Annotated in this window: 21 protein-coding genes; 13 read left to right on the top strand and 8 right to left on the bottom strand. The window is 71.3% G+C overall.

The genetic code is table 11. The features are described 5' to 3' along the window. The 6 genes from ACFWU9_RS10265 (at position 1) to ACFWU9_RS10240 (ending at position 5,897) form a co-directional block, all read left to right on the top strand. Entirely contained in the window at positions 1–969 is a 969-nt protein-coding gene (locus ACFWU9_RS10265; RefSeq protein ID WP_384316286.1) for a helix-turn-helix transcriptional regulator, read from the top strand. Between the two features lie 5 nt (positions 970–974). Next, complete coding sequence (locus ACFWU9_RS10260; RefSeq protein ID WP_384316285.1) at positions 975–1,214, top strand: hypothetical protein; 240 nt, start codon at positions 975–977, stop codon at positions 1,212–1,214. A 16-nt stretch (positions 1,215–1,230) separates the two neighbouring features. After that, positions 1,231–1,428, top strand: a complete 198-nt coding sequence (locus tag ACFWU9_RS10255) for a hypothetical protein (RefSeq protein ID WP_384316283.1) — start codon at positions 1,231–1,233, stop codon at positions 1,426–1,428. Between the two features lie 206 nt (positions 1,429–1,634). Continuing rightward, positions 1,635–1,928, top strand: a complete 294-nt coding sequence (gene tatA, locus ACFWU9_RS10250; protein WP_384316281.1) for a Sec-independent protein translocase subunit TatA — start codon at positions 1,635–1,637, stop codon at positions 1,926–1,928. Between the two features lie 112 nt (positions 1,929–2,040). After that, the gene (gene tatC, locus ACFWU9_RS10245; RefSeq protein WP_384316279.1) at positions 2,041–2,931 is read left to right on the top strand and encodes a twin-arginine translocase subunit TatC; all 891 of its coding nucleotides are present in this window, start codon (positions 2,041–2,043) and stop codon (positions 2,929–2,931) included. A gap of 137 nt (positions 2,932–3,068) precedes the next feature. Further along, complete coding sequence (locus tag ACFWU9_RS10240) at positions 3,069–5,897, top strand: DEAD/DEAH box helicase (RefSeq protein ID WP_384316324.1); 2,829 nt, start codon at positions 3,069–3,071, stop codon at positions 5,895–5,897. A 77-nt stretch (positions 5,898–5,974) separates the two neighbouring features. On the opposite strand, the gene ACFWU9_RS10235 is transcribed toward ACFWU9_RS10240, so the two are convergent. The 5 genes from ACFWU9_RS10235 to ACFWU9_RS10215 form a co-directional block, all read right to left on the bottom strand. Next, positions 5,975–6,934: an ADP-ribosylglycohydrolase family protein gene (locus tag ACFWU9_RS10235; protein ID WP_384316277.1), complete on the bottom strand. Its 960-nt coding sequence runs from the start codon at positions 6,932–6,934 to the stop codon at positions 5,975–5,977. Positions 6,935–6,980: 46 nt separating this feature from the next. Then, positions 6,981–7,634 carry a fasciclin domain-containing protein gene (locus tag ACFWU9_RS10230; protein ID WP_384316275.1) on the bottom strand — a complete coding sequence of 218 codons (654 nt, stop codon included), beginning with the start codon at positions 7,632–7,634 and terminating at the stop codon, positions 6,981–6,983. A gap of 60 nt (positions 7,635–7,694) precedes the next feature. Next, positions 7,695–9,347, bottom strand: coding sequence for a molybdopterin-dependent oxidoreductase (locus tag ACFWU9_RS10225; protein ID WP_384316273.1), 1,653 nt, complete (start codon positions 9,345–9,347; stop codon positions 7,695–7,697). 102 nt (positions 9,348–9,449) lie between these two features. After that, the gene (locus tag ACFWU9_RS10220; RefSeq protein ID WP_384316271.1) at positions 9,450–10,208 is read right to left on the bottom strand and encodes an anti-sigma factor domain-containing protein; all 759 of its coding nucleotides are present in this window, start codon (positions 10,206–10,208) and stop codon (positions 9,450–9,452) included. Beyond that, positions 10,205–10,789: a sigma-70 family RNA polymerase sigma factor gene (locus ACFWU9_RS10215; protein WP_384316269.1), complete on the bottom strand. Its 585-nt coding sequence runs from the start codon at positions 10,787–10,789 to the stop codon at positions 10,205–10,207. The genes ACFWU9_RS10220 and ACFWU9_RS10215 overlap by 4 nt, the downstream gene beginning before the upstream one ends. A gap of 229 nt (positions 10,790–11,018) precedes the next feature. Between ACFWU9_RS10215 and ACFWU9_RS10210 the strand changes: the two genes are divergently transcribed. The 3 genes from ACFWU9_RS10210 to ACFWU9_RS10200 all read left to right on the top strand — a co-directional run bounded on the left by ACFWU9_RS10210 (position 11,019) and on the right by ACFWU9_RS10200 (position 13,686). Next, on the top strand, positions 11,019–11,669 hold the full coding sequence (locus ACFWU9_RS10210) for a PadR family transcriptional regulator (RefSeq protein ID WP_384316267.1): 651 nt from the start codon (positions 11,019–11,021) through the stop codon (positions 11,667–11,669). Between the two features lie 212 nt (positions 11,670–11,881). After that, complete coding sequence (locus ACFWU9_RS10205; protein WP_384316266.1) at positions 11,882–12,910, top strand: ABC transporter ATP-binding protein; 1,029 nt, start codon at positions 11,882–11,884, stop codon at positions 12,908–12,910. Beyond that, positions 12,907–13,686 carry an ABC transporter permease gene (locus ACFWU9_RS10200; RefSeq protein WP_384316264.1) on the top strand — a complete coding sequence of 260 codons (780 nt, stop codon included), beginning with the start codon at positions 12,907–12,909 and terminating at the stop codon, positions 13,684–13,686. The genes ACFWU9_RS10205 and ACFWU9_RS10200 overlap by 4 nt, the downstream gene beginning before the upstream one ends. 79 nt (positions 13,687–13,765) lie before the next feature. Here the strand turns inward: ACFWU9_RS10200 and ACFWU9_RS10195 are convergent, their stop codons facing one another. Both ACFWU9_RS10195 and ACFWU9_RS10190 read right to left on the bottom strand, forming a co-directional pair. Next, positions 13,766–14,611, bottom strand: coding sequence for a siderophore-interacting protein (locus ACFWU9_RS10195; protein ID WP_384316262.1), 846 nt, complete (start codon positions 14,609–14,611; stop codon positions 13,766–13,768). 115 nt (positions 14,612–14,726) lie between these two features. Then, the gene (locus ACFWU9_RS10190) at positions 14,727–15,632 is read right to left on the bottom strand and encodes a 5'-3' exonuclease H3TH domain-containing protein (RefSeq protein ID WP_384316322.1); all 906 of its coding nucleotides are present in this window, start codon (positions 15,630–15,632) and stop codon (positions 14,727–14,729) included. A 296-nt stretch (positions 15,633–15,928) separates the two neighbouring features. Here ACFWU9_RS10190 and ACFWU9_RS10185 point away from each other — a divergent pair, with 296 nt between their 5' ends. From ACFWU9_RS10185 to ACFWU9_RS10170, 4 genes are all read left to right on the top strand, one after another. Beyond that, positions 15,929–17,086, top strand: coding sequence for a glycine betaine/L-proline ABC transporter ATP-binding protein (locus ACFWU9_RS10185; protein ID WP_384316260.1), 1,158 nt, complete (start codon positions 15,929–15,931; stop codon positions 17,084–17,086). After that, entirely contained in the window at positions 17,079–19,700 is a 2,622-nt protein-coding gene (locus ACFWU9_RS10180) for an ABC transporter permease/substrate binding protein (protein WP_384316258.1), read from the top strand. Before ACFWU9_RS10185 ends, ACFWU9_RS10180 begins: the two co-directional genes overlap by 8 nt. A 318-nt stretch (positions 19,701–20,018) precedes the next feature. Beyond that, on the top strand, positions 20,019–20,567 hold the full coding sequence (locus ACFWU9_RS10175; protein WP_384316256.1) for a helix-turn-helix domain-containing protein: 549 nt from the start codon (positions 20,019–20,021) through the stop codon (positions 20,565–20,567). After that, positions 20,568–21,320, top strand: a complete 753-nt coding sequence (locus ACFWU9_RS10170; RefSeq protein WP_384316254.1) for a helical backbone metal receptor — start codon at positions 20,568–20,570, stop codon at positions 21,318–21,320. Here the strand turns inward: ACFWU9_RS10170 and ACFWU9_RS10165 are convergent. Beyond that, positions 21,259–22,506, bottom strand: a complete 1,248-nt coding sequence (locus tag ACFWU9_RS10165) for a TDT family transporter (protein WP_384316252.1) — start codon at positions 22,504–22,506, stop codon at positions 21,259–21,261. The two genes, ACFWU9_RS10170 and ACFWU9_RS10165, sit on opposite strands and share 62 nt — an antisense overlap. Positions 22,507–22,544: the final 38 nt, after the last annotated feature.

Below are 22,544 nucleotides of genomic sequence, written 5' to 3'. Positions count from 1 at the left end.
ATGGCAGCCAACGCCATCGACCAGACGCGCCGGATGCTCTCGCTGGTGACGTATCTGCGTGAGCGCCCCGGCGCGCACGTCCAGGACGTCGCCCGCGCCTTCGGGATCACCGAGGACGAGCTGATCTCCGACCTCGACGTCCTGCCCATGTGCGGGACGAGCTTCCGCGGCGGCGACCTCCTCGACATCGACACCGACGGCGACCGCATCTGGTGGCACAACCCGGACGACGTCGCCGAGCCGCTGCGGCTCGCCGCGGACGAGGCGACCGCCCTGCTGGTGGCCGCCCGCGCCGTCGCCACCCTGCCGGGGCTGCGGGAGAGCGACCGGCAGGCGCTGCTGCGGGCCACCGCCAAACTGGAGGCCGCCGCCGGAGAGGCGGCGGGTGCCAGCTCCCGGCTCTCGGTCACCTTCGAGTCCGAGGGCGGGGTCTTCGCCGATGTGGACCGGGCCATCTCGGAGCGGCGCCGGCTCTGGCTGCGCTACTACTCCCCGGCGCGCGACGAGCTGACCGAGCGTGAGGTCGACCCGATCCGGCTGTTCGCGGTGGGCCACACGTATATGGAGGCGTGGTGCCGGCTCTCCGAGGCGCGGCGTACGTTCCGGCTCGACCGGGTCGCCGAGATCAGGCTGCTCGACGAGCCGGCCGCGCCGCCGGAGCTGGAGCTGCGTGATCTCTCGGAGGGGCTGGTGCAGCCGGCGGCCGAGGACCCCGAGGTGGTGGTCGAGGTCGGCCCCGGCGGGCGCTGGGTCGCCGAGTACTACCCGCACGACAGCGCGGAGGAGCTGTCCGACGGCGGGCTGCGGATCACCCTGCGTACGCCGGCGCCCGCCTCGCTGCGGCGGCTCGCGCTGCGGCTCGGCAGGGACGGCCGGATCACCTCCCCGCCGGAGCTCGCGGAGAGCGCGCGGCTGGCGGCACGCGAGGCGCTGGCGGCGTACGACGCGGACGACCACCGACAGAGCTAGGGGATATGGGGGAAATGTCCATGGCGCCGGTCCTCTTCCAGGCCGCTTGCCCCGAGTGCCGGGCCCGCTTCGAACTCTCGGCCGGCGCGCTACGGCTCGCGATCGGCGCCAGCCGCCGTACGACCTTCTACTCGTTCACCTGCCCCGAGTGCGGGACGGCGGTGCGCAGACCCGCCGGGGAACGCATCGTCGAACTGCTCCTGGGCGGCGGCGTGCGGACACTGCGCCTGCATTCGACTCTCTAGGGGAAAGGCTCCTCGCGTGTTCTGGCCCATGCTCGCCATCGCCCTCGGATTCTGCGGACTCACCGTGCTCGGTGTTCTCGCGATCCGGGTCTTCGTCGAGGCCCAGCGCCTCGGTCACCAGGTCGCCTCCACGACCCGGCGCATCAATCAGGCGGCCGAGGAGCTGGAGCTGGCCGCCACCCATCTCGCCAGGACCGGCGATGCCATCCGATAAATGAATGCACCCTCCCTCCATCGCGAGTTCGGGCGGTAGGGTGACGAAGCGGTCTCGGACTGGAGGCGGGGGCCGTCGTAGGGAGTACGCACAGGCATTGCCCTGCGTTTACCCCTGCGGGTTACGATCGCTGCCAGCACGGTGGTCAGACAACTGTCCGGCTGTCGTCCAAGACTCCTGTCGCCTCGGTGAAGAAGGTAATCGCTATGGGTAGGCTCGGCCCCACCGAGATCATCCTCATTCTTGTCGTCATCATCCTGCTCTTCGGCGCCAAGAAGCTGCCCGACATGGCCCGTTCCCTCGGCAAGTCGGCGCGCATCCTCAAGAGTGAGGCGAAGGCGATGAAGTCCGACGACAACAAGAGCGGCACCGCTCCCACGGACCCGCCGACCACGTCCGCCGACCCGGACCAGCCCGCGCCCCGGACGATCCAGGCCGCGCCCGGCGATGTCACCAGCTCGCGTCCCGTCGCCGAGCCGACCGACTCGACCAAGCGCTGATCCGACACCTGGGCCGATGCACGCACCGGGCACGGTGACGGCCTGCCGCACGAGATGAGGACGTGGGTTGCCCAAGTCTGCCCGCACAGAGGAAAAGGATCCCGAGGGGCGCATGCCGCTCGTGGAGCATCTTCGTGAGCTGCGCAACCGGCTCTCGAAGGGGATCCTGGCGATCGTCGTCGTGTCGATCGTGGCCGCGGTCTACAGCGAGCCGATCATGACGTTCTTCGCCGACACCGTGCCCAAGTGCCAGGAAGGCTTGCAGGACAGCGACGGCGGCAACTGCGCGCTGGTCTCCTTCAACACGATCACGGCGCCGTTCACCACCACGATCCGGGTCAGCCTCACGGCCGGCATCATCGGCTCCAGCCCGGTCTGGCTCTACCAGCTCTGGGCCTTCATCGCCCCCGGTCTGCACAAGAACGAGAAGAAGTACACGTACGGCTTCGTCGCCACGGCCGTGCCCCTCTTCGCGGCCGGCGCCTACCTGGCGTACGTGATCCTCCCGATCAGCCTCAAGGTGCTTCTCAGCCTGACGCCGGAGGGCTCGTCGAACATCCTCTCCCTCGAAGAGGTCATCGACTTCACCACCCGCATGGTGCTGGTCTTCGGGCTCGCCTTCGAGCTGCCCCTCGTGCTGGTCATGCTCAACATGACCGGCGTCGTGACCGGGCGCCGGATGGCCGGCTGGTGGCGCGCCGTCGTCATGGGCGTCTTCGTCTTCGGCGCCGTCGTCACCCCGACCACGGACCCCGTCGGCATGCTCGCGCTGGCCGGGCCGATCGTGGTCCTCTACTTCGGAGCGGTCGGCTTCTCCCTGCTGAACGACCGGCGCAGGCGGCGCAACGACCCCGACGCCGCGCTGGACGACGACGAGGCGTCCGAGCTGGACCACACCCCGGAGAGCGTCGGCAGCGTCGAACCGGTCCCGTCGGTGGCCGCGCTGCCCGAGCAGGACGGCAACCGCACGGCCCGGGTGAACGGCTACGACGACGTCACCTGATCGGTCACCCGCCGTGGGCGCCGGGACCGGCCCTCCGGGTCCCCGGCGCCGCCCGGCCCCCGGCCGCTGAGGGGCCGGTACCCCGGCCGTAAAGATCGCGCTGACTGTCAGAGGTGACGGGTAGGCTCGTGAGCAAGATGACAGAGGACCTCACACCGGCCGAGCGTTACGCCGCAGCTCGGATCCGGGCAGCCGAGCAGGCCACCGCACTCGCGCCGTTCCGCGAGATGTACGACTTCGGCCTCGATCCGTTCCAGATCGAGGCGTGCCAGGCGCTGGAGTCCGGCAAGGGCGTCCTGGTCGCGGCGCCCACCGGCTCGGGCAAGACGATCGTCGGCGAGTTCGCCGTGCACCTGGCCCTCGCCGAGGGCCGCAAATGCTTCTACACCACCCCCATCAAGGCGCTGTCCAACCAGAAGTACGCGGACCTGGTGAAACGCTACGGCGCGGACAAGGTCGGGCTGCTCACCGGCGACAACAGCGTCAATTCCGACGCCCCGGTGGTCGTCATGACCACCGAGGTCCTGCGCAACATGCTCTACGCCGGCTCCCAGTCCCTGTCGGGGCTCGGCTATGTCGTGATGGACGAGGTGCACTATCTCTCGGACCGCTTCCGGGGCGCCGTCTGGGAAGAGGTGATCATCCACCTCCCCGAGTCCGTGACCCTGGTCTCGCTCTCCGCGACGGTCTCCAACGCCGAGGAGTTCGGTGACTGGCTGGACACCGTCCGTGGCAGCACGGAGGTGATCGTCTCCGAGCACCGGCCCGTGCCGCTGTGGCAGCACGTCTTCGCGGGCCGCCGGATGTACGACCTCTTCGAGGAGAGCACCGACCACGGCGGCCGGGGCGGCGCCCGCCGCGAGGTCAACCCCGATCTCGTCCGGCTGGCCCGGATGGAGAATCAGAAGACGTACAACCCGCGTGAGCGTCGCCGCGGCAAGATGGTCCGGGAGGCGGACCGGGAGCGCGAGCGCCGGCAGCGCGGCCGGATCTGGACGCCGGGCAGGCCCGAGGTCATCGAGCGGCTCGACGCCGAGGATCTGCTGCCCGCCATCACCTTCATCTTCAGCCGGGCCGGCTGCGAGGCCGCCGTACAGCAGTGCCTGCACGCCGGGCTGCGGCTCAACGACGACAGCAGGCGCGCACGCGTCCGCGAGATCGTGGAGGAGCGCACCGCGTCCATCCCCACCGAGGACCTGCATGTGCTGGGGTACTACGAGTGGCTGGAGGGCCTGGAGCGCGGCATCGCCGCCCACCACGCCGGAATGCTGCCCACCTTCAAGGAAGTCGTCGAGGAGCTCTTCGTACGGGGGCTGGTCAAGGCCGTCTTCGCCACGGAGACCCTGGCGCTCGGTATCAACATGCCCGCCAGGTCCGTCGTCCTGGAGAAGCTCGTCAAGTGGAACGGCGAGCAGCACGCCGACATCACGCCCGGCGAGTACACCCAGCTGACCGGCCGCGCAGGCCGCCGTGGCATCGATGTCGAGGGCCACGCCGTTGTCCTGTGGCAGCGCGGCATGGACCCGGGCGCGCTCGCGGGCCTCGCGGGCACCCGCACGTATCCGCTGCGCTCCAGCTTCCGGCCGTCGTACAACATGGCGGTCAATCTGGTGCAGCAGTTCGGCCGGCACCGCTCGCGCGAGCTGCTGGAGACGTCGTTCGCGCAGTTCCAGGCGGACAAGTCGGTGGTGGGGATCTCCCGGCAGGTCCAGAAGAACGAGGAGGGGATGGCGGGCTACCGGGAGGGCATGACCTGCCATCTGGGGAACTTCGAGGAGTACGCGCGGCTGCGCCGCGATCTCAAGGACCGTGAGACGGAGCTGGCCAAGCAGGGCGCCGTGCAGCGGCGGGCCGCCGCGGCCTCCTCGCTGGAGAAGCTCAAGCCGGGCGATGTCATCCATGTGCCGACCGGGAAGTTCGCCGGGCTGGCGCTGGTGCTCGACCCCGGGCTGCCTGCCGGGCGGGCCAACGGGCACCGGGGCATGGAGTATCACGACGGCCCGAGGCCGCTGGTCCTGACCGCCGAGCGGCAGGTCAAGCGGCTCGCGTCGATGGACTTCCCCGTGCCGGTCGAGCCGTTGGAGCGGATGCGGATCCCCAAGAGCTTCAACCAGCGCTCGCCGCAGTCGCGTCGGGACCTGGCGTCCGCGCTGCGGTCGAAGGCCGGTCACATCGTGCCGGAGCGGCACCGCAAGGGGCGGGCCCCGGCCGCCGACGACCGTGAGATCTCCCGGCTGCGCGCGGAGCTGCGCGCGCACCCGTGCCACGGCTGCGACGAGCGCGAGGACCACGCGCGCTGGGCGGAGCGGTATCACCGGCTGCAACGGGACACCCGGCAGCTGGAGCGGCGGATCGAGGGCCGGACGAACACCATCGCCCGTACCTTCGACCGTATCGTCGCCCTCCTCACGGAGATGGACTATCTGCGCGGCGACGAGGTCACGGGCAACGGCAAGCGGCTCGCGCGGCTCTACGGCGAACTGGACCTGCTGGCCAGCGAATGTCTGCGCGAAGGTGTCTGGGAGGGGCTCTCCCCGGCGGAACTGGCCGCGTGCGTCTCGGCGTTGGTCTTCGAGGCGCGCCAGTCGGACGACGCGGTGGCGCCCCGGCTGCCCAGCGGCGCGGCGAAGGCCGCGCTCGGCGAGATGGTCCGCATCTGGGGCCGGCTCGACGCGCTGGAGGAGGACTTCAAGATCAACCAGGCGGAGGGTGTCGGCCAGCGCGAGCCCGACCTCGGTTTCGCCTGGGCGGTGCACATGTGGGCGTCGGGCAAGGGACTCGACGAGGTGCTGCGCGACGCGGAGATGCCCGCGGGCGACTTCGTCCGCTGGTGCAAGCAGGTGATCGACGTCCTCGGACAGATCGCCGCGGCGGCGCCCCGCGAGAACAGCACGGTCGCGAAGAACGCGCGCAAGGCGGTCGACGCGGTGCTGCGCGGAGTGGTGGCGTACAGCTCGGTGGGCTGAGGCCGGGTCCCGATCCGCCCGGTGGGACACGCGTACGGCGACGAAGGGCCCGGACGGCCAGCTGTCCGGGCCCTTCGTCATCCGGCCAACCGCTCGGCCAGCCGGACCAGTTCGGGCGTACGCAGCACCCGGTCGCCGTGTCCGGGCAGGGTGACGTGGAGCGGACCGGTCCAGCGCCGGGGGATCGCGGCGAAGCCGTACACGGCGCCGGTGAGCGCGCCGGTGACCGCCGCGACGGTGTCGGTGTCGCCGCCCAGGTCGATCGCGGCGGCGAGGGAGGCCTCGAACGAGTCGGTGGTCCGCAGCGCCCAGAGCGCGGAGCCCAGACAGGGCCACACCGCGCCGTTGAACTCCGTCGCGTCGTCGGGGTGCCAGCCGGGGTCGAGCACGGTGGCCCAGCGTGGACGGTGGTCCTCGCGCACGTCGCCCAGGACGGAGGGCACGGCGGCCAGGGGGTCGCCGCCGTCCAGAGCCACCCGGATCAGTTCGTGCAGTACGGCGGTGCCCTCCCAGGCCGCCGCGTCGCCGTGGGTGAGGGCCGCGATCCGGCGGCCGGCCGACATGGTCGCCTCACGGCCTGCCGCCGCGAAGTACACGGCGGGAGTGGCCGCGCGCATCAACGAGCCGTTGCCGGCGGCCCGTCCGGATCGCTGGTAGTGGAGGGGAGCGGCGAGATCCCAGGGATCGCCGCTCGTCAGGACCTGTTCCGTCTGGAGCCCGATGTCCTTGGGGTCGGCGGCGGCCCAGCGCCGGAACCGGTCGAAGACGTCGGGAGGTTCGAGACCGCCGCGCTCCAGCAGCGACTCGGCGATCAGGACCGCCATCTGTGTGTCGTCCGTGGCCTCGCCCGGGTCCCAGCCACCGCCGCCGCACATCTCGCCCGCGCCGTCGGGGAAGCGGGCGGCGAAGGCGCCGGGGGGACCGAACTCGAAGGGCGCCCCAAGCGCGTCGCCGACCGCGGAGCCGACGGCCGCGCCGAGGGCGCGGTCGGTGCGGGGGGTCGGGTCCGGAGCCGTCGGGCGGGGGGTGAGGGGCATCCGGCCAGGATAGAGAGGCCGGACAACCCTCCCCCCGGGTGCGGGTCTACTTCGGCATCAGCACCGTGTCGATGATGTGCACCGTGGCGTTGGCCGTGGGCACGTCGCCGCAGACCACGGAAGCCGAGTCGTTCACCTTGTAGGAGTCCCCGGAGCCGGCCGTGGTGAGGGTGCTCTTCTGGAGGGTCGGGTAAGTGCCGCTCTCCAGCTGCTTCTTGGCCAGCTTCTCGCCCACGACGTGATAGGTGAGGATCTTGGTCAGCATGGCCTTGTCGGCGAGGACCGCGTCCAGGTCGGCCTTCGGGATCTTGGCGAAGGCGTCGTTGGTGGGGGCGAACACCGTGATGTTCTGGGCGGTGTTGAGGGTGTCGACCAGGCCCGCCTTCTTCACCGCGGTGACAAGGGTGGAGAGCTCCGGGTTGTTGGACGCGGCCGTCGCGACCGGCGCCTGGCCCATGCCGTCGAAGCTGCCGGGGCCCGTCTTCGGGACGGAGGCGCAGGCCGGGCCGAACGGGGCGTCCGCGGTGTCGCCCGCGGCGTCGTCGGCCGTCTCCTCGGGGGCCGCCGCGGTGTCCTCGGCGGCCGACGTGGACTCCGACGTGGTGTCGCCGTCGTCGCTGGAGCAGGAGGTCAGCGCCAGCGGAAGGGCGACGGCGGCGGCGACGGTAACGGCGGCACGCTGGAAACGGGTGATCTTCATGTCAATCTCCTTGAAAGGTGGTGCTGTTGATACGAGGGGTCTGCGGTACTCGGTGGGACCTCAGTCGACGGTGACCACCACCGAGTGCCTGCCGGTCGCGCCGTCGGGTACGGTCCCGGCGCGCTCGGCCGTCTGCGTGTCGCCGTCCCGGTCCGTCGCGCGGACTTCGAGGGTGTGGTCACCGGGCGTGGCGGCCCATGTCCAGCTCCACTGCCGCCAGGTGTCGGTACTGGCCTCGGTGGCGAGCTCGGCCCGGTTCCACTCGCCGCCGTCGACGCGTACCTCGACCCGGTCGATCCCGCGGTGCTGGGCCCACGCCACCCCGGCGACGGGCACGAGGCCCGCCTTCGGCGAGGCGAAGGGGCGCGGCGTGTCGATCCGGGACTGGGTCTTGATCGGTGCCTCGCGGGACCAGGAGCGCTTGACCCAGTAGGCGTCGTAGTCGGCGAAGGTGGTCAGTTCGATGTCTTCGAGCCATTTGCACGCCGAGACGTATCCGTACAGGCCGGGGACGACCATCCGGACCGGGAAGCCGTGGTCGAACGGCAGGGGTTCGCCGTTCATACCGACCGCCAGCAACGCGTCCCGGCCGTCCATGACCGTCTCGACCGGGGTGCCGATGGTCATGCCGTCCACCGAACGGGACACCAACTGGTCGGCGGGGCCGCCCCGGGACGGGGGCCGGACGCCCGCCTCCGCCAGCAGAGCGGCCAGGGGCACACCGATCCAGCGGGCGTTGCCGACGTAGGGACCGCCGACCTCGTTGGAGACACAGGTCAGCGTGATGTCACGTTCGATCAGCTCCCGTCGCAGCAGGTCCTGGAAGCCGAGGGAGAGCGGCCGGGTCACGCCCTTGCCGTGGATGCGCAGACGCCAGCGGTCGGCGTCGACACGTGGGACGACCAGGGCGGTGTCCACCCGGTAGAAGTCCTTGTTGGACGTCGTGAAGGGCGAGAGGCCCCCGATCCCCAGGTCGGCCCCGGCGGGTATGCGCCGGGCCGGTGAGGACGGGCCGGGCAGGGCGACGGTCCGGCGTGAGGCCGCGGCCTCGGCCGCCCCCGACGCGTTGAGCCGGCGGCCGAGCACGCCCGCTCCGGCCGACGCCACCGCCGCTGCTGTCGCGGCGACGACGAACCCGCGCCGGTCGAAGCCCTTCGAGGGTCCGGCAGGTGTCGGGTGGGTCCCGTCCGTCTCCCGGTCCCCATGGGGGGCCGGACGGAAGGCGAGCCGGCCGGCGAGCAGATACAGCACACCGCAGGCCACCAGCGCGCCCACGACCGAGGGCAGGGCGTCGGATGCGCGGCCGTCCGGCCGTTCCACCGCAGCCAGTGCGCCGATCGCGCCGAAGACCAGGACTGCGGCCGAGCCGGCCCTCCGGTACCGCAGCGAGGCCGCCCCGACCGCCATGGCGAAGACCGCCAGGAGGACCAGGATGCCCAGTTGCAGCACCAGCTTGTCGTCGTTCCCGAAGTTCCGGACGGCGAAGTCCTTCACCGCCGCCGGGGTGCGGTCGATGACAGCGCCGCCCACCGCGGTGACGGGTCCCGCCTCCGGCCGTACGGCCGCCGAGACCAGCTCCGCGACGCAGAGCGCCACGAGCCCGGCGATCAACCCGCCGAGCCCGGCCAGAACGCCGCGCACCAGTCGTACGCCACGCGGCACTTGGCCGGTCTCGCTCCTCGGGTCCCTCTGGTCTCCGCTCACACCGGGCATTCGGTGCGAGGCGTTCGGCGGATTGGTCTGTCACCCGTACGAAGGAGAAGAGGGACCGGTTCTTGACTCCGCCCGTCTCCGCCGCCCGGTCGGCCGGGCCGCTCAGGCCGGGAGGTCCATCAGCGCCAACGGGTCGGAGGTCGGCCGGTCGGAGCCGCCCGCCGGTTCGACGGTGATGCCCATGGCCGACGCCTCTCCGACGGAACCGGCCATCAGCACCGGGCCCGATGCCGCGGAGGAATCCATCAGCCCCGCGTCCCGCATCGAGCCGCCGTCGGAGAACCAGAGCTGGTAGACCTTGCCGCCGGGCGGCTTCGGCATCCCGGAGGCGATGAACGCCGCCTTGTCCCGTTCCCGCGACACGACGACCGTGCCGGTCGCCCCGCCGGGCAGTTCGCCCGTTCTGATCCTGGCGTCGGGCGCCGCGAGTACGGCGGCCAGCGCCTCGGACCTCTCCTGCGCGGCCGACACCCGCGCGCGGGCGTCCCGCGCCTCCTGGTGCTGCCACACCGCCACCCCGCCGAGACCGACCGCGGCGGCCAGACAGGCGGCCAGCGCGAAGCGCGACAGTGCCCGGCCCTTCGCGCCGCCGCCCCCGGTGCCCCGGGACTCCTGGGTGACCCTGGGCGGCTCCTGGCGTTCGGTGGCGATCCTCCGCAGTACCCGCTCCTTGAGCTCGGGGGGAGGGGTCACGGTCACGGCGAGCCCCAAGCGCGTGGTGGTGGCGATCAGTTCGGCCACCTCCCGCTCGCAGGCGGAGCACTGCTCCAGGTGCTTCTCGAACTCGGCCGCCTCCTCCGGCGCCAGGGCGTGCAGCGCGTACGCGCCGGTCAACGTGTGCAGTTCGGCCGTGCCGCTCATGCGCCCACCCCCAGGCAGTCGCGCAGCCGGATGAGTCCGTCGCGCAGTCGTGTCTTGACCGTGCCGAGCGGCACGGAGAGCAGTTCGGCCACTTCCCGGTAGGCGAGCCCCTGGTAGTACGCCAAGGTGACCGACTGGCGCTGGAGTTCGGTGAGAGTACGCAGACAGCGTCGTACCTGTTCACGCTCCAGCCGGGACTCGACCTGTTCCGTGACCTCGTCGAAGGCCGGGGTCCGGTCCAGGAGCGCCGCCCGCCGCTCGCGGTCGCTGGACGCCTGGGCGGAGCGCACCCGGTCCACCGCGCGCCGGTGCGCGAGGGTGAGCACCCAGGTCATGCCGCTGCCGCGGGACGCCTGGTAGCGCGGGGCGCTGCGCCAGACCTCCAGCAGGACCTCCTGGGTCACCTCCTCGGACTGGGCGGGATCGCGCAGGACGGAGCGGACCAGTCCGAGGACCGGCCCGCAGACCAGGTCGTACACCCGGGTGAAGGCCTCCTGGTCGCCCCGGGCCACGCGGCCCAGCAATTCCTGAAGGTCCGGCCCCGCAGAGGCGGGGCCGGCGATGTGCACGGCTTGTTTCACGCGGCTGTTCCTCCAAGGTGCGGACGGTAGCCCGTCCGGCGGACCGGACGGCTTCAGTGTCCGTTCGGAGCCGTCTTCCCCGTGGATTGGTGTGTTCTGCGTCCGGTGGGTCCGGGGTGGGCAATGGCTGGGTAAATTCGCGATATAGCGTGGTTGACCGGTGTTCCGGCTCGCGATATGTTCGCCGCCGAGTATTCGGGACAGGGTAGTGGAGCGGAAGGGGGGAGCGATGGGCGCCGAGCGACGCCGGCTCAGGAATCCGCTGGCACTCGCCGTCATGGCGCTCCTCTCCGAGCGCCCCATGCACCCCTACGAGATCGCCCAGACGCTGCGCCGGCGCGGCAAGGAGAACAGCGTCAAGATCAATTTCGGCTCGCTGTACACCGTGGTCCGGAACGTGGAGAAGCACGGTTACGTCGAGGTCGCCGACGTTCAGCGGCAGGGCAACCGGCCCGAGCGCACCCTGTACGGGCTCACGGAGGCCGGGCGGCGGGAGATGCTCGACTGGATGGCCGAACTCGTCGCCGTACCCGCGCGGGAGTACCCGCTCTTCGAGACCGCGCTCTCACTGATCGGGGTGCTGCCGCCGGACGAGGTGGTGGTCCTGCTGGAGAAGCGGGCCGAGGCGCTGGAGAGCCACTGCGCGGAGGTCGGGGAGGTCCTGAGGCTGCTGCGCCGGACACTGCCCCGGCTCTTCGTCGTGGAGACCGAGTACCAGCTGCACATGACGGGGGCCCAGGCCACCTGGGTCCGCGGTCTGCTCAGGGAGATCGCCGAAGGGAGACTCGGCGGCGTCGACGACTGGCGGCGGTTCACCGCCACCGGCGAGACGCCCGAGAAGTGGCGGGAGTTGGAGGGCCAGGACCCGCTGGCGCCCTGAACGGGGCGCCCCGGAGCGGGTGATGAGACGAGAGACGAGAAAGCCCTGGCGGGCGCTGTTGGCGCAGCCCCGCCAGGGTTACGAACCCCAGACCTGACCACTCGTGAAAGCGCTCCGGCCGTCGAGGTGCGGCACACCCAGGATAGCTCGGAGCTCTTGGCACGGGATCGGTCCGGCCTGCCCACGACCGTTCACCACAGGAGAGCTCTGTCATGACCGACCGCAGTACCGGCGCGCCCGCAGTGGAGGCGCGCGATCTCGTCAAGACCTACCCGGGGGACGTCACCGCGCTCGGCGGGATGTCCCTCACCGTCGGGGCCGGCACCGTCCTCGGACTGCTCGGGCCCAACGGCGCCGGCAAGTCGACCACCGTCAAGATCCTCACCACCCTGGCCCGCCCCGACAGCGGCACCGCCACCGTCGCCGGGCACGACGTCCTGCGCCACCCGGACCGGGTACGGCGCTCGATCGGGGTCGTCGCCCAGAGGTCCGGCTCCGACCCCGTCGCGACCGGCCGCGAGAACCTGCTCCTCCAGGGCCGTCTCTACGGCCTCAGGGGCGCCGAACTGACCACGCGCGTCGACGCGTTGCTCGACCGCTTCGCCCTCGGCGACGCGGCGGGGCGGCCGGTCAGGGGCTACTCGGGCGGCATGCAGCGCCGGCTCGACGTGGCGCTCGGCCTGGTGCACCGGCCCGAGGTGCTCTTCCTGGACGAGCCGACGACCGGCCTCGACCCGGAGGCCCGTACGGCGATGTGGGAGGAGATAGCCAGGCTCGCCGGCGAGGAGGGCCTGACGATCCTGCTGACCACGCACTATCTGGAGGAGGCCGACCGGCTCGCCGAACGCATCGCGATCGTCGACCGCGGCCGGGTCGTCGTCGAGGGCACCCCAGACGAGCTGAAGGGCGAACTGCACGGTGACGCCGTCCATGTGGAGCTGCGCGCCGACGGCGACCGTACGGCGCTGAGCGAGGCGCTCGACAGGCTGCCCGGCGTACAGGACGTACAGGTCGACGGCCGCAGGGTCAGCGTCCGGGCCGACGACGGCCCCGCCGCCGTACCCGCGCTGCTCGCCGCGCTGGAGCGGTGCGGAGCGGCCGTCGCCACCGCGACCGTGGCCCGGCCCTCGCTCGACGACGTCTATCTGCGCTACGCGGGGCGCCGCTTCGCCGAGGCGGACGCCCAGCGGACCGCCGACGGCTCCGACGTCCCCGCACTCACGGCGGGAGGCGCCCGATGAGCTCCGGAGTCCTCACCCAGACCTGGTACATGACACAGCGTCAGCTCATGGCGCTGCTGCGGCAGCCCGTCTTCCTGGTGATCCAGCTGGTCCAGCCGGTGATCTGGCTCTTCCTCTTCGGCAATCTCTTCAAGAAGGTCGTCGAGCTCGGCGGCTTCGGCACCACGTCCTATCTGGACTATCTGATCCCCGGGATCGTGGTGATGAGCGCGCTCGGCTCCAGCATGTGGGCGGGCATGGGCACGCTGGAGGAGATCGAGCGCGGCACACTGAACCGCTTCCTGACCACGCCGGTCAGCCGCAGCGCGCTGATGAACGCCAACGTCGTGCAGAACGGCATCAGTACGGCCGTCCAGTCCGTGATCATCCTGCTGCTCGGGATGCTCGGCGGCGCCGACTATCCGGGCGGCGTGGGCGGTCTGCTCGTGCTCCTGCTCTGCGCGATCCTGCTCGGCACGGTCTTCGGGGCGCTCTCCAACGCGCTGGGCATGCTGGTCCGGCAGCGGGAGTCGATCATCGGCATCAACACCTTCCTGCTGCTGCCGCTGACGTTTCTCTCCTCCGCCTTCATGGCGCCCGCCCAGATGCCCTCCTGGATGGCGCGCGTCGCGGACTTCAACCCGGTCAACTGGGCGATGGTCGCGGGCCGTTCGGCCATGGCGCCCGATCCCGACTGGGGTGGGGTGCTGAGCCGCGGGGGACCGCTGCTGGTGCTCGCGGCCGTCGCGGTCTGGCTCTCCACCCGGACGTTCCGGTCGTACCAGAAATCCGTCTGACCCCGCGACGGCCGCCGTCCTCGGCCGCACTCCCCGGCCGCCGGGCGGACTCCGCCCGGCGGCCGAGGGGCTCGCGCGGTCAGGCCGTCCGGGGCTCCTGCTCGCGCTCCACCTGCTCGTTCCACTCGCGCTTGACCGCGCGCCACGCCTCGTCGTTCTGGCCCAGCCGCCAGTAGCCCGAGATCGACAGCCGCTCGCGCGGGACCTGCCGGTCGTGCCGCAGATGACGGCGCAGCTCCTTCACGAAACCGGCTTCGCCGTGCACGAACGCGTGCACGTCACCGGCGGGGAAGTCCAGGGCCCGTACGGCGGCGACCAGCGCCTCGCCGACGGGGCGCTCCCCGCGGTGCAGCCAGACGATCTCGGCGCCCGCCGGAGCCGCGATCTTCTGCTCCTCCTCCGGGCCCTCGATCTCGACGAAGGCGTGGATCCTCGCGCCCTCCGGAGCCCGCTCGACGGACGCGGCGATCGCGGGCAGCGCGCTCTCGTCACCGACGAACAGATGCCAGTCGGCGGCCGGGTCGGGGGCGTACGACCCGCCGGGGCCCAGGAACCGCACCGTCTCGCCGGGCCGTGCCGCCGCCGCCCAGGGACCCGCCAGGCCCTCGTCGCCGTGCACCACGAAGTCGATCGTGATCTCGCCGGCGGCCGGATTCCACTCGCGCACCGTGTACGTACGGGTGGTGGGCCACTGCTCGCGCGGGAACTCCTCGCGGATACGGTCCATGTCGAACGGCTCGGGATACGCGACACCCTCGGCGGCGAACAGCAGCTTCACGTAGTGGTCGGTGAACTCGCCCGCGCGGAGCCCGGCGGGTCCGTCGCCGCCGAGGACCAGCCGTACCATGTGCGGCGTGATGCGCTGGGTGCGTATCACCCGTGCCTCGTGGACCTTCGGTGACCTGCGGGCCGGCTCTGCTGCCACGGCGTCTCCCTCGACTCGTGAGGCACGCGACCGCCGCTCGACGGCCGTGAATTGCTTAGGTATGCCTAAGTTAACACCTCGTGGTCGGTCGGCGCGCGATCCATGTGTCCCGCCGTCACTTCCGCAAGGTGGTGAGCAGCCGGTGCATGGCGTTGTTCAGACCCCACCGCGCGGCCAGCGCCTCCACCAGCTCCGGGTCGAGCGGCTCGGACGGCAGCGCCGGGTCGAAGTCCGGCAGAGGCACGTCCCCGGCCACCCGCACCACCTTGGGCGCGACCGCCACATACGCCCTGGCCTCGTCCAGCCGCTTGCGCTGCGAGGGAGTGAGACCGGACCGCGGATCGTCCACCGCCGCCATGATCCCCGCCAGATCGCCGTACGCGTCGAGGAGCTTCGCCGCCGTCTTCTCGCCGATCCCCGGCACGCCCGGCAGCCCGTCGCTCGGGTCGCCGCGCAGCAGCGCCAGATCGATGTAGCCCGGACCGTCGACCCCGTACTTCTCACGCAGCCACGCCTCGTCCGTCACCTGGAGCGAGCCGACCCCCTTCAGCGGATAGAGCACCCGCACCTGGCGGGCGTCGTCCACCAGCTGATACAGGTCGCGGTCGCCGGTGATCACGTCCACCGGGCCCGGGGCGCGCCCGGCGAGCGTGCCGATCACATCGTCCGCCTCGTAACCCGGGGCGCCGACCCGGGCGATCCCCAGCGCGTCGAGCACCGCCTCGATGATCGGGACCTGCGGCGCCAGCGTGTCCGGCGTCTCCTCCTCGTCCGGTCCCTCCGGCCTCTCCACCGCCACGCGATGCGCCTTGTACGACGGGATGAGGTCCACCCGCCACCGCGGCCGCCAGTCGTCGTCCCAGCAGGCCACGAGATCGTCCGGGTGGTGGTCCTGGACGAGCCGGGCGATGAAGTCGAGCAGGCCCCGGACCGCGTTGACGGGCGTGCCGTCGGGGGCGCGCACCGAGTCGGGGACCCCGAAATAGGCCCGGAAGTAGAGGGAGGCGGTGTCGAGGAGCATCAGGCGTCGCGTCACACCCCGATGATGCCGCATGCCACTGACAGCGGCCGGACGGCGGACACGTACCGCCGTCGGACGCCGGCGGGACCGCTCTGACCTGCGCGGCGGCGCGCCGGGTGGTATGGACCACATAAATGTTTGGGTCATGAGGACCAGGGCAGGCGCGCACACGGAGCGGACCCGGACACGGACTTTCCGAGACCGTCGACCGGACACCACGGGCAGACCCCGTGCCGCTCCACGGCCCGCCGGCGGGGGTGGCGGGCCGTTTCTCATTTCGACGGCGTGAGGTATATGTGTCCAGGCTCCAGGCGGAACACCTGTACAAGGTATTCGGCGCACGACCCGATGAAGCGGTGGAGAGGCTCCGGAGCGGCACGGACCGCGAGGAGCTGCGCGCCGAAGGTACGACCGCCGCGGTGATCGACGCCTCGTTCTCCGTCGACCCGGGGCAGATTTTCGTCGTGATGGGACTCTCCGGATCCGGCAAGTCCACGTTGCTGCGCATGCTCAACGGACTGCTGGAGCCGACGGCCGGCCGGGTGCTCTTCGACGGTCAGGACCTGACCGCCCTGAGCACGGCCGAGCTCCGCACCGTGCGCTCCACCAAGATCAGCATGGTCTTCCAGCACTTCGCGCTCTTCCCGCACCGCAGCGTGCTGGAGAACGCGGGATACGGACTGGAGGTCCAGGGCGTCCCGCGCGCCGCACGGAACGAACGTGCCACCCAGGCACTCGAACTCGCGGGCCTGGCCGGCTGGGAGAAGGCCTGGCCCGACGAGCTCTCCGGCGGTATGCAGCAGCGGGTGGGCCTGGCCCGCGCGCTGGCCACCGACGCGGACCTGCTGCTCATGGACGAGTCGTTCAGCGCGCTCGACCCGCTGATCCGCCGTGACATGCAGGACCAGCTCCTGGAACTCCAGAAGCGGCTGAAGAAGACCATCGTCTTCATCACCCACGACCTCAACGAGGCCATGCGGCTCGGCGACCGGATCGCCGTGATGCGCGACGGCGAGATCGTCCAGCTCGGTACCGCCGAGGACATCCTCGTCACCCCGGCCAACGACTACGTCGCCTCCTTCACCCAGGACGTCGACCGCTCGCGCGTCCTGACCGCCGGGGCGATCATGGCGGACGCCGACACCGCGCACGGCCTCCGTACGGAGGGCGGCAAGGAACTGCGTACCGATGACGACGTGCTCGCGGCGGCGCCCGCCAGCGTCACCACGAGCACCCCGATCATCGAGCTGTTCACCCCCTGCTCGACCAGCTCCGTCCCCGTCGCCGTCACAGACGACAAGGGCCGCCTGGTCGGAGTCGTACCGCGCGCCAGGCTGCTGGCCGTGCTCGGCGAGCCGATGACGCCCGCCGACGCGGCTGTCGGCACGTCCGTACCGGTCGCCGACGGGGCCCCGGCAACGTTGTCCGTCGGCAAGGAGGCGGCCAGTGCCTAGGCTCCCGCTCGGTGAGTGGGTCGACAGCGGGGTCGACTTCCTCCAGCGCCATCTCTCCTGGCTGTTCGACGCCATCAGCTCGCTCGTCACCGGTATGTACGACGCCGTCGACGCGGTCCTGAGCGGCCCCGAACCGCTCGTCCTCGCCGGCATCCTGGCCGTGCTCGCCTGGTGGCTGCGCGGTCTGCTGGCCGCCGTGCTCGCGTTCGTCGGGTTCGCGCTCATCGACTCGATCGAGCTGTGGGAACTCGCCATGTCGACGCTCTCGCTGGTGCTCGTCGCCACGATCGTCATCCTGGTGGTCGCCGTGCCGCTCGGTGTCTGGGCCTCCCGCTCGGCCACCGTGAGCGCCGTCATCCGGCCCGTGCTCGACTTCATGCAGACGATGCCCGCGATGGTCTATCTGATCCCCGGCATCATCTTCTTCGGCGTCGGCGTGGTGCCCGGCATCATCGCCACGATCATCTTCGCCCTGCCGCCCGGCGTCCGTATGACGGAGCTGGGCATCCGGCAGGTCGACGCCGAACTGGTCGAGGCGGCCGAGGCGTTCGGCACCAGCCCGCGCAACACCCTGCTGCGTGTGCAGCTCCCGCTCGCGCTCCCCACGATCATGGCCGGCATCAACCAGGTGATCATGCTGGGCCTGTCGATGGTCGTCATCGCCGGCATGGTCGGCGGCGGCGGACTCGGCGGCGCCGTCTACCGCGCCATCGGCAACGTCGACATCGGCCTCGGCTTCGAGGCGGGCGTCTCCATCGTCATCCTGGCCATGTACCTCGACCGGATGACCGGCGCGCTCGGCCGGATCGTCTCCCCGGTGGGCCGCCGCGCGCTGGCCAAGGCGCAGGCGCTGAGCGGTTCGTTCAAGATCTGGGACCACCGGCCGCGGCCCTCGGTCGCCGTCGTCGGCGTGGTCGTGCTCGCGCTCGTCGCGGGCGGCATGAGCATCTTCGGCGGGGACAAGACCTCCGCGGTCGCCGACGGCGGCGATGTCGGCCAGGGCAAGAAGATCAGCATGGGCTACATCCCCTGGGACGAGGGCATCGCGTCCACCTTCCTCTGGAAGGAGATGCTGGAGCGGCGCGGTTACGAGGTCGAGGCCACCCAGTACGAGGCCGGGGCGCTCTACACCGGCCAGGCGAACGGCCAGATCGACATCCAGACCGACTCCTGGCTGCCGACCACCCACGCCTCCTACTGGGCCAAGTACAAGGACCGGCTGGAGGACATGGGCTCCTGGTACGGCGAGACGTCCCTGGAGCTGTCCGTGCCCGGTTATGTGAAGGGCGTCGACTCCCTGGCGGACCTCAAGGGCGAGGCGGACCGGTTCAAGGGCCGGATCATCGGTATCGAGCCCAGCGCGGGCGAGATGGGCATCCTCAAGGACAAGGTGCTCAAGGAGTACGGCCTCGAAGGCGAGTACAAGGTCGTCGACGGCTCCACCCCCGGCATGCTGGCGGAGCTGAAGCGCGCGTACGAGAAGAAGGAACCGGTGGTCGTCACGCTCTGGTCCCCGCACTGGGCGTACAACACCTACGACCTGAAGAAGCTCAAGGACCCCAAGGAGACCTGGGGCGCGGGCGACGGCGTGCACACCCTCGCCCGCAAGGGCTTCTCCGCCGACAACCCGAGCGTCGCCAAGTGGCTCAAGAGCTTCGAGATGACCGAGGAGCAGCTCACCAGCCTGGAGGCGGAGATCCAGGGCGCCGGCAAGGGCAAGGAGCAGGACGCCGTACGGGCCTGGCTGAAGGACAATCCCGGGCTGGCGGACAAGTGGACCCCGGTCGCCGGGGTCAGCAAGGGCGCGAACGGCAAGGACGAGCGTGAGAGGCCCATCGAGGTCGCCTGGTTCCCCTGGGAAGAGGACATCGCAGCCACGTATCTGTGGAAGGCGGTGCTGGAGGACCGCGGGTACACGATGAACCTCAAGCAGTTCGAGGTCGGCCCGATGTACACCGCGCTCGCGCGCGGGCAGATCGATGTCCAGTTCGACGGCTGGCTGCCCAACACGCAGAAGAAGTACTGGGACAAGTACGGCGACAAACTCTCCGACCTCGGGTCCTGGTACGGGCCGACGTCCCTGGAGATCGCCGTGCCCAGTTACGTCAAGGGCGTCGACTCGCTGGAGGATCTGAAGGGCCGCGAGGACGAGTTCAAGGGCCGGATCGTCGGGATCGAGCCAGGCACCGAGACCATGAACATCCTCAAGAACGACGTCCTGCCGGGCTACGGCCTGGACGGCGACTACAAGGTCGTCGACAGTTCGACACCCGGCATGCTGGCCGAACTGGAACGGGCGTACGGCAAGAAGGAGCCGATCGCCGTCATGCTCTGGACACCCCACTGGGCGTACAACGAGTACGGGCTGACCAAGCTGAAGGACCCGAAGAAGGCCTTCGGCGAGGGTGACGAGATCCGGACCGTGGCCAACAAGGACTTCCCCAGGAACTACCCGCAGCTGACCGAGTGGTTCAAGGACTTCAAGCTGAGCGAGGACCAGCTCGCCGGACTGGAGAACGAGATCCAGAAGCGCGGTACCGGACATGAGGAAGAGGCGGTCAAGGCCTGGATGGACAAGAATCCCGGCATCGCCGACCAGATCGCCCCGCGGTGAGGTGTCACGCGCCGAGGGGCGGGCCGTGAGCCGTCGCCCCTGAACCCTCGGCCGTGAGCGGCCGGTGGCGGGGGCGGCAGGCAGTGGCGGAAAGTAGCGGGCGGGACACCGTGGGAGACGGCGCCCGCCCGCTCTTTCGCGCTCTCTTACGCGCCAGCGCGCTCCGGGGGTGCGCCCGGCGCTGAGAGTCGTACGTTGGAGCTGTGGCCCTACGGGTCGGTAACCGGATCCGGACGGATCGCCGGCGGCTGAGACAGACCGCCCTTACGCGGCCGTCAACTCTGAGAAGATGACGATCCGGCCGGAGGGAGCCCAGACATGGACGAGAAGGAAGCGCTCAGGGTGGGCGCCGCCGTCCGCAGGCGGCGCAGGTCCCTCGGGCTGACACTGGCAGCCGTGTCCGACCGCAGCGGGCTGTCCGTGCCCTTCCTGAGCCAGATCGAGAACGAGCGCGCCCGGCCCAGCTCCCGTTCGCTGGAGCGGGTCGCCGAAGCCCTGGAGACCACCACCGCCGCGCTGCACGCGGCGGCCGACTCCGCCCGCACTGTCGATGTCGTCCGCGCCCACGAAGGCGGTAGCGGCGTACGAAGGGTGGCGCGCGGCGGACACCAGCTGCACGCCAAGGAGTACACCGGCGAGCAGGACACCGGGCGCGAGTACCAGCACCGCAACGACGAGGTCATGTACATCGCCGACGGAGCCGCCGAGGTCGAGGCCGAAGGACGGGCCTACCGCCTGGAGCGCGGCGACACGCTGTACCTCTCCGGTGGCGTCAGGCACCGCTGGCGCGCCACCGAGCCCGGCACCCGCATCCTGGTCGTCGCCGTCGCCGAGCACATCGACGCGACGTTCGACACCCGGCGCTGAGTGGCCGGCCCCGCCGTGCCGGCCGGCCCCCGGAACCTCCGGGTCGTCTCGCTCGTCCCCTCCCTCACCGAGGCCGTCGCGCTCACCGGGCCCGGACTGCTGGTGGGGGCCACCGACTGGTGCGTGCGCCCCGAGGGCCTCGACGTCGTACGCGTCGGGGGCACCAAGAACCCCGACATCGCCGCGGTCGTCGAGCTCCGCCCCGACCTCGTCGTCGCCAACGAGGAGGAGAACCGCGAGAGCGATCTGGCCGCGCTGCGGGCGGTGGGGATCGAGGTGCTGGTGACCGAGGTGCGCGATCTGGACCAGGCCTTCGCGGAGCTGGAGCGGCTGCTCGTGACGGGCTGCGGACTCGCGGTGCCGCGCTGGCTCGACGAGGCCCGTGACGCGTGGGCGGCGGTGGCGGTGTCACCTCCGTACGGAGGAGGGCGCCGGGCGGTCGTACCGATCTGGCGCAGGCCCTGGATGGTGCTCGGACGGGACACCTTCGCCGGCGATCTGCTCGCCAGGCTCGGTGTGCACAACGTCTACGGCGACCACGAGGAGCGCTATCCCCGTGTCCCGCTGGAGGAACTGCGCGCCTCGGGGGCCGACCTGGTCGTCCTGCCCGACGAGCCGTACCGCTTCACCGCCGACGACGGTCCCGAGGCCTTCCCGGGGCTGCCCGCCGCACTGGTCGACGGGCGGTTCCTCACTTGGTACGGGCCGTCCCTGGCCGAGGCGCCGGGGGCCCTGCGGGCAGCGCTCCGCTGACCAGCCCGTGGACCGTACGCGCCCAGGCGACCGCCCAGGCGGCACTCAGCAGCGCGAACAGGGCGAACGCGAGCCCCATGAGGGCGGTCAGCCCGGTGGCGCGGCCGAGCGCGGCGGCGCCGGTCACACAGGTGCCGACGGGGAAGGTGAAGGCCCACCAGGTCATCGAGAACGGCATCCCGCGTCGTACGGCACGTACGACCGTCGCGACCGCGACGGCCAGCCACAGCAGCGCGAAACCGAGCGCGCCCAGGCCGTACACCACCGCGAACGAGTCCAGCCCGGAGAGGTGCGGGGACGAAGCGCCCAGCGCCCCGGGCGCCGCGTCGGCGAGATGACCGACGGCCGTCGTGGACTGTCCGAGCGGGCCCAGCACGAGAAAGAGCGTCGGCGTCAGGGCGAAGGGCGGCGGACCGAGGACCAGCAGGCGGCGGACGATCAGCGGCAGCAGGGTGAGCGTGGCGAGCAGGCTCAGCGCGAACAGGGCGTAGCACCCCAGCAGCAGCGCCTCGCGCCACCGCCCGGCCGGCAGGTACGGGATCAGCGCGGGGCCGAGCGCCGCCGACACCATGGGCGCCACCACCGGCAGCAGCCACACCGGGGACGCGTCGGCGGGCCGTACCCGGTGGCGGACCACCATCAGCCACGGGATGCCCACCGCGACCGCCAGTCCGGCGAGTGTGCCCGCGGTGAAGAGCACGGCGTCCACGGCGACCGCCGCGGGCTCGCCGAGCGCGTGCCTGCCCACGGTGAGGGTCGCCCCGCCGACCGCGAGCAGGGCCATGGGCAGACATCCGTAGAAGGGCGCCACGGCGGGGTCCAGCAGATGGGCGCGAGCCCGGTCGCGGTGGTGGATCCAGTGACCGGCGCGGGCGGCCGGCACGAGCAGGAGCATCAGCGCCGACAGTGCCCATACGGCGACGAAGAGGGCGCGTGCCGCGGGGGCGAGGGTCGGGGCCCAGGGCAGAGCGGCCCCCGCGCTCGCGACGATCGCGGTGCCCATCACGCTCGCGTACCAGTTGGGCCCGACATGCCGCAGGGCCGGGAAACGCCGCCGAGCCTTCCGCGCGGCGGGCGTCAACGAGGCGTACGCCACGGCGGAGGCCTTCGCGGCGGTGGAAGCCGGCGCGAGGGTCGGGGCGGTGCGGGCGGCGTCGGCGGTGCGGGTCGGGCCGAGGGTGGGCATACCCGCACCCTCCACGCTCGGGGCCCGCCCCACCAGGC

It is taken from the genome of Streptomyces sp. NPDC058653 (assembly GCF_042716895.1).
GTDB lineage: Bacteria > Actinomycetota > Actinomycetes > Streptomycetales > Streptomycetaceae > Streptomyces.
Note: the sequence above shows the minus strand (reverse complement) of the source record. Positions and strands in the feature narration are given on the sequence as shown.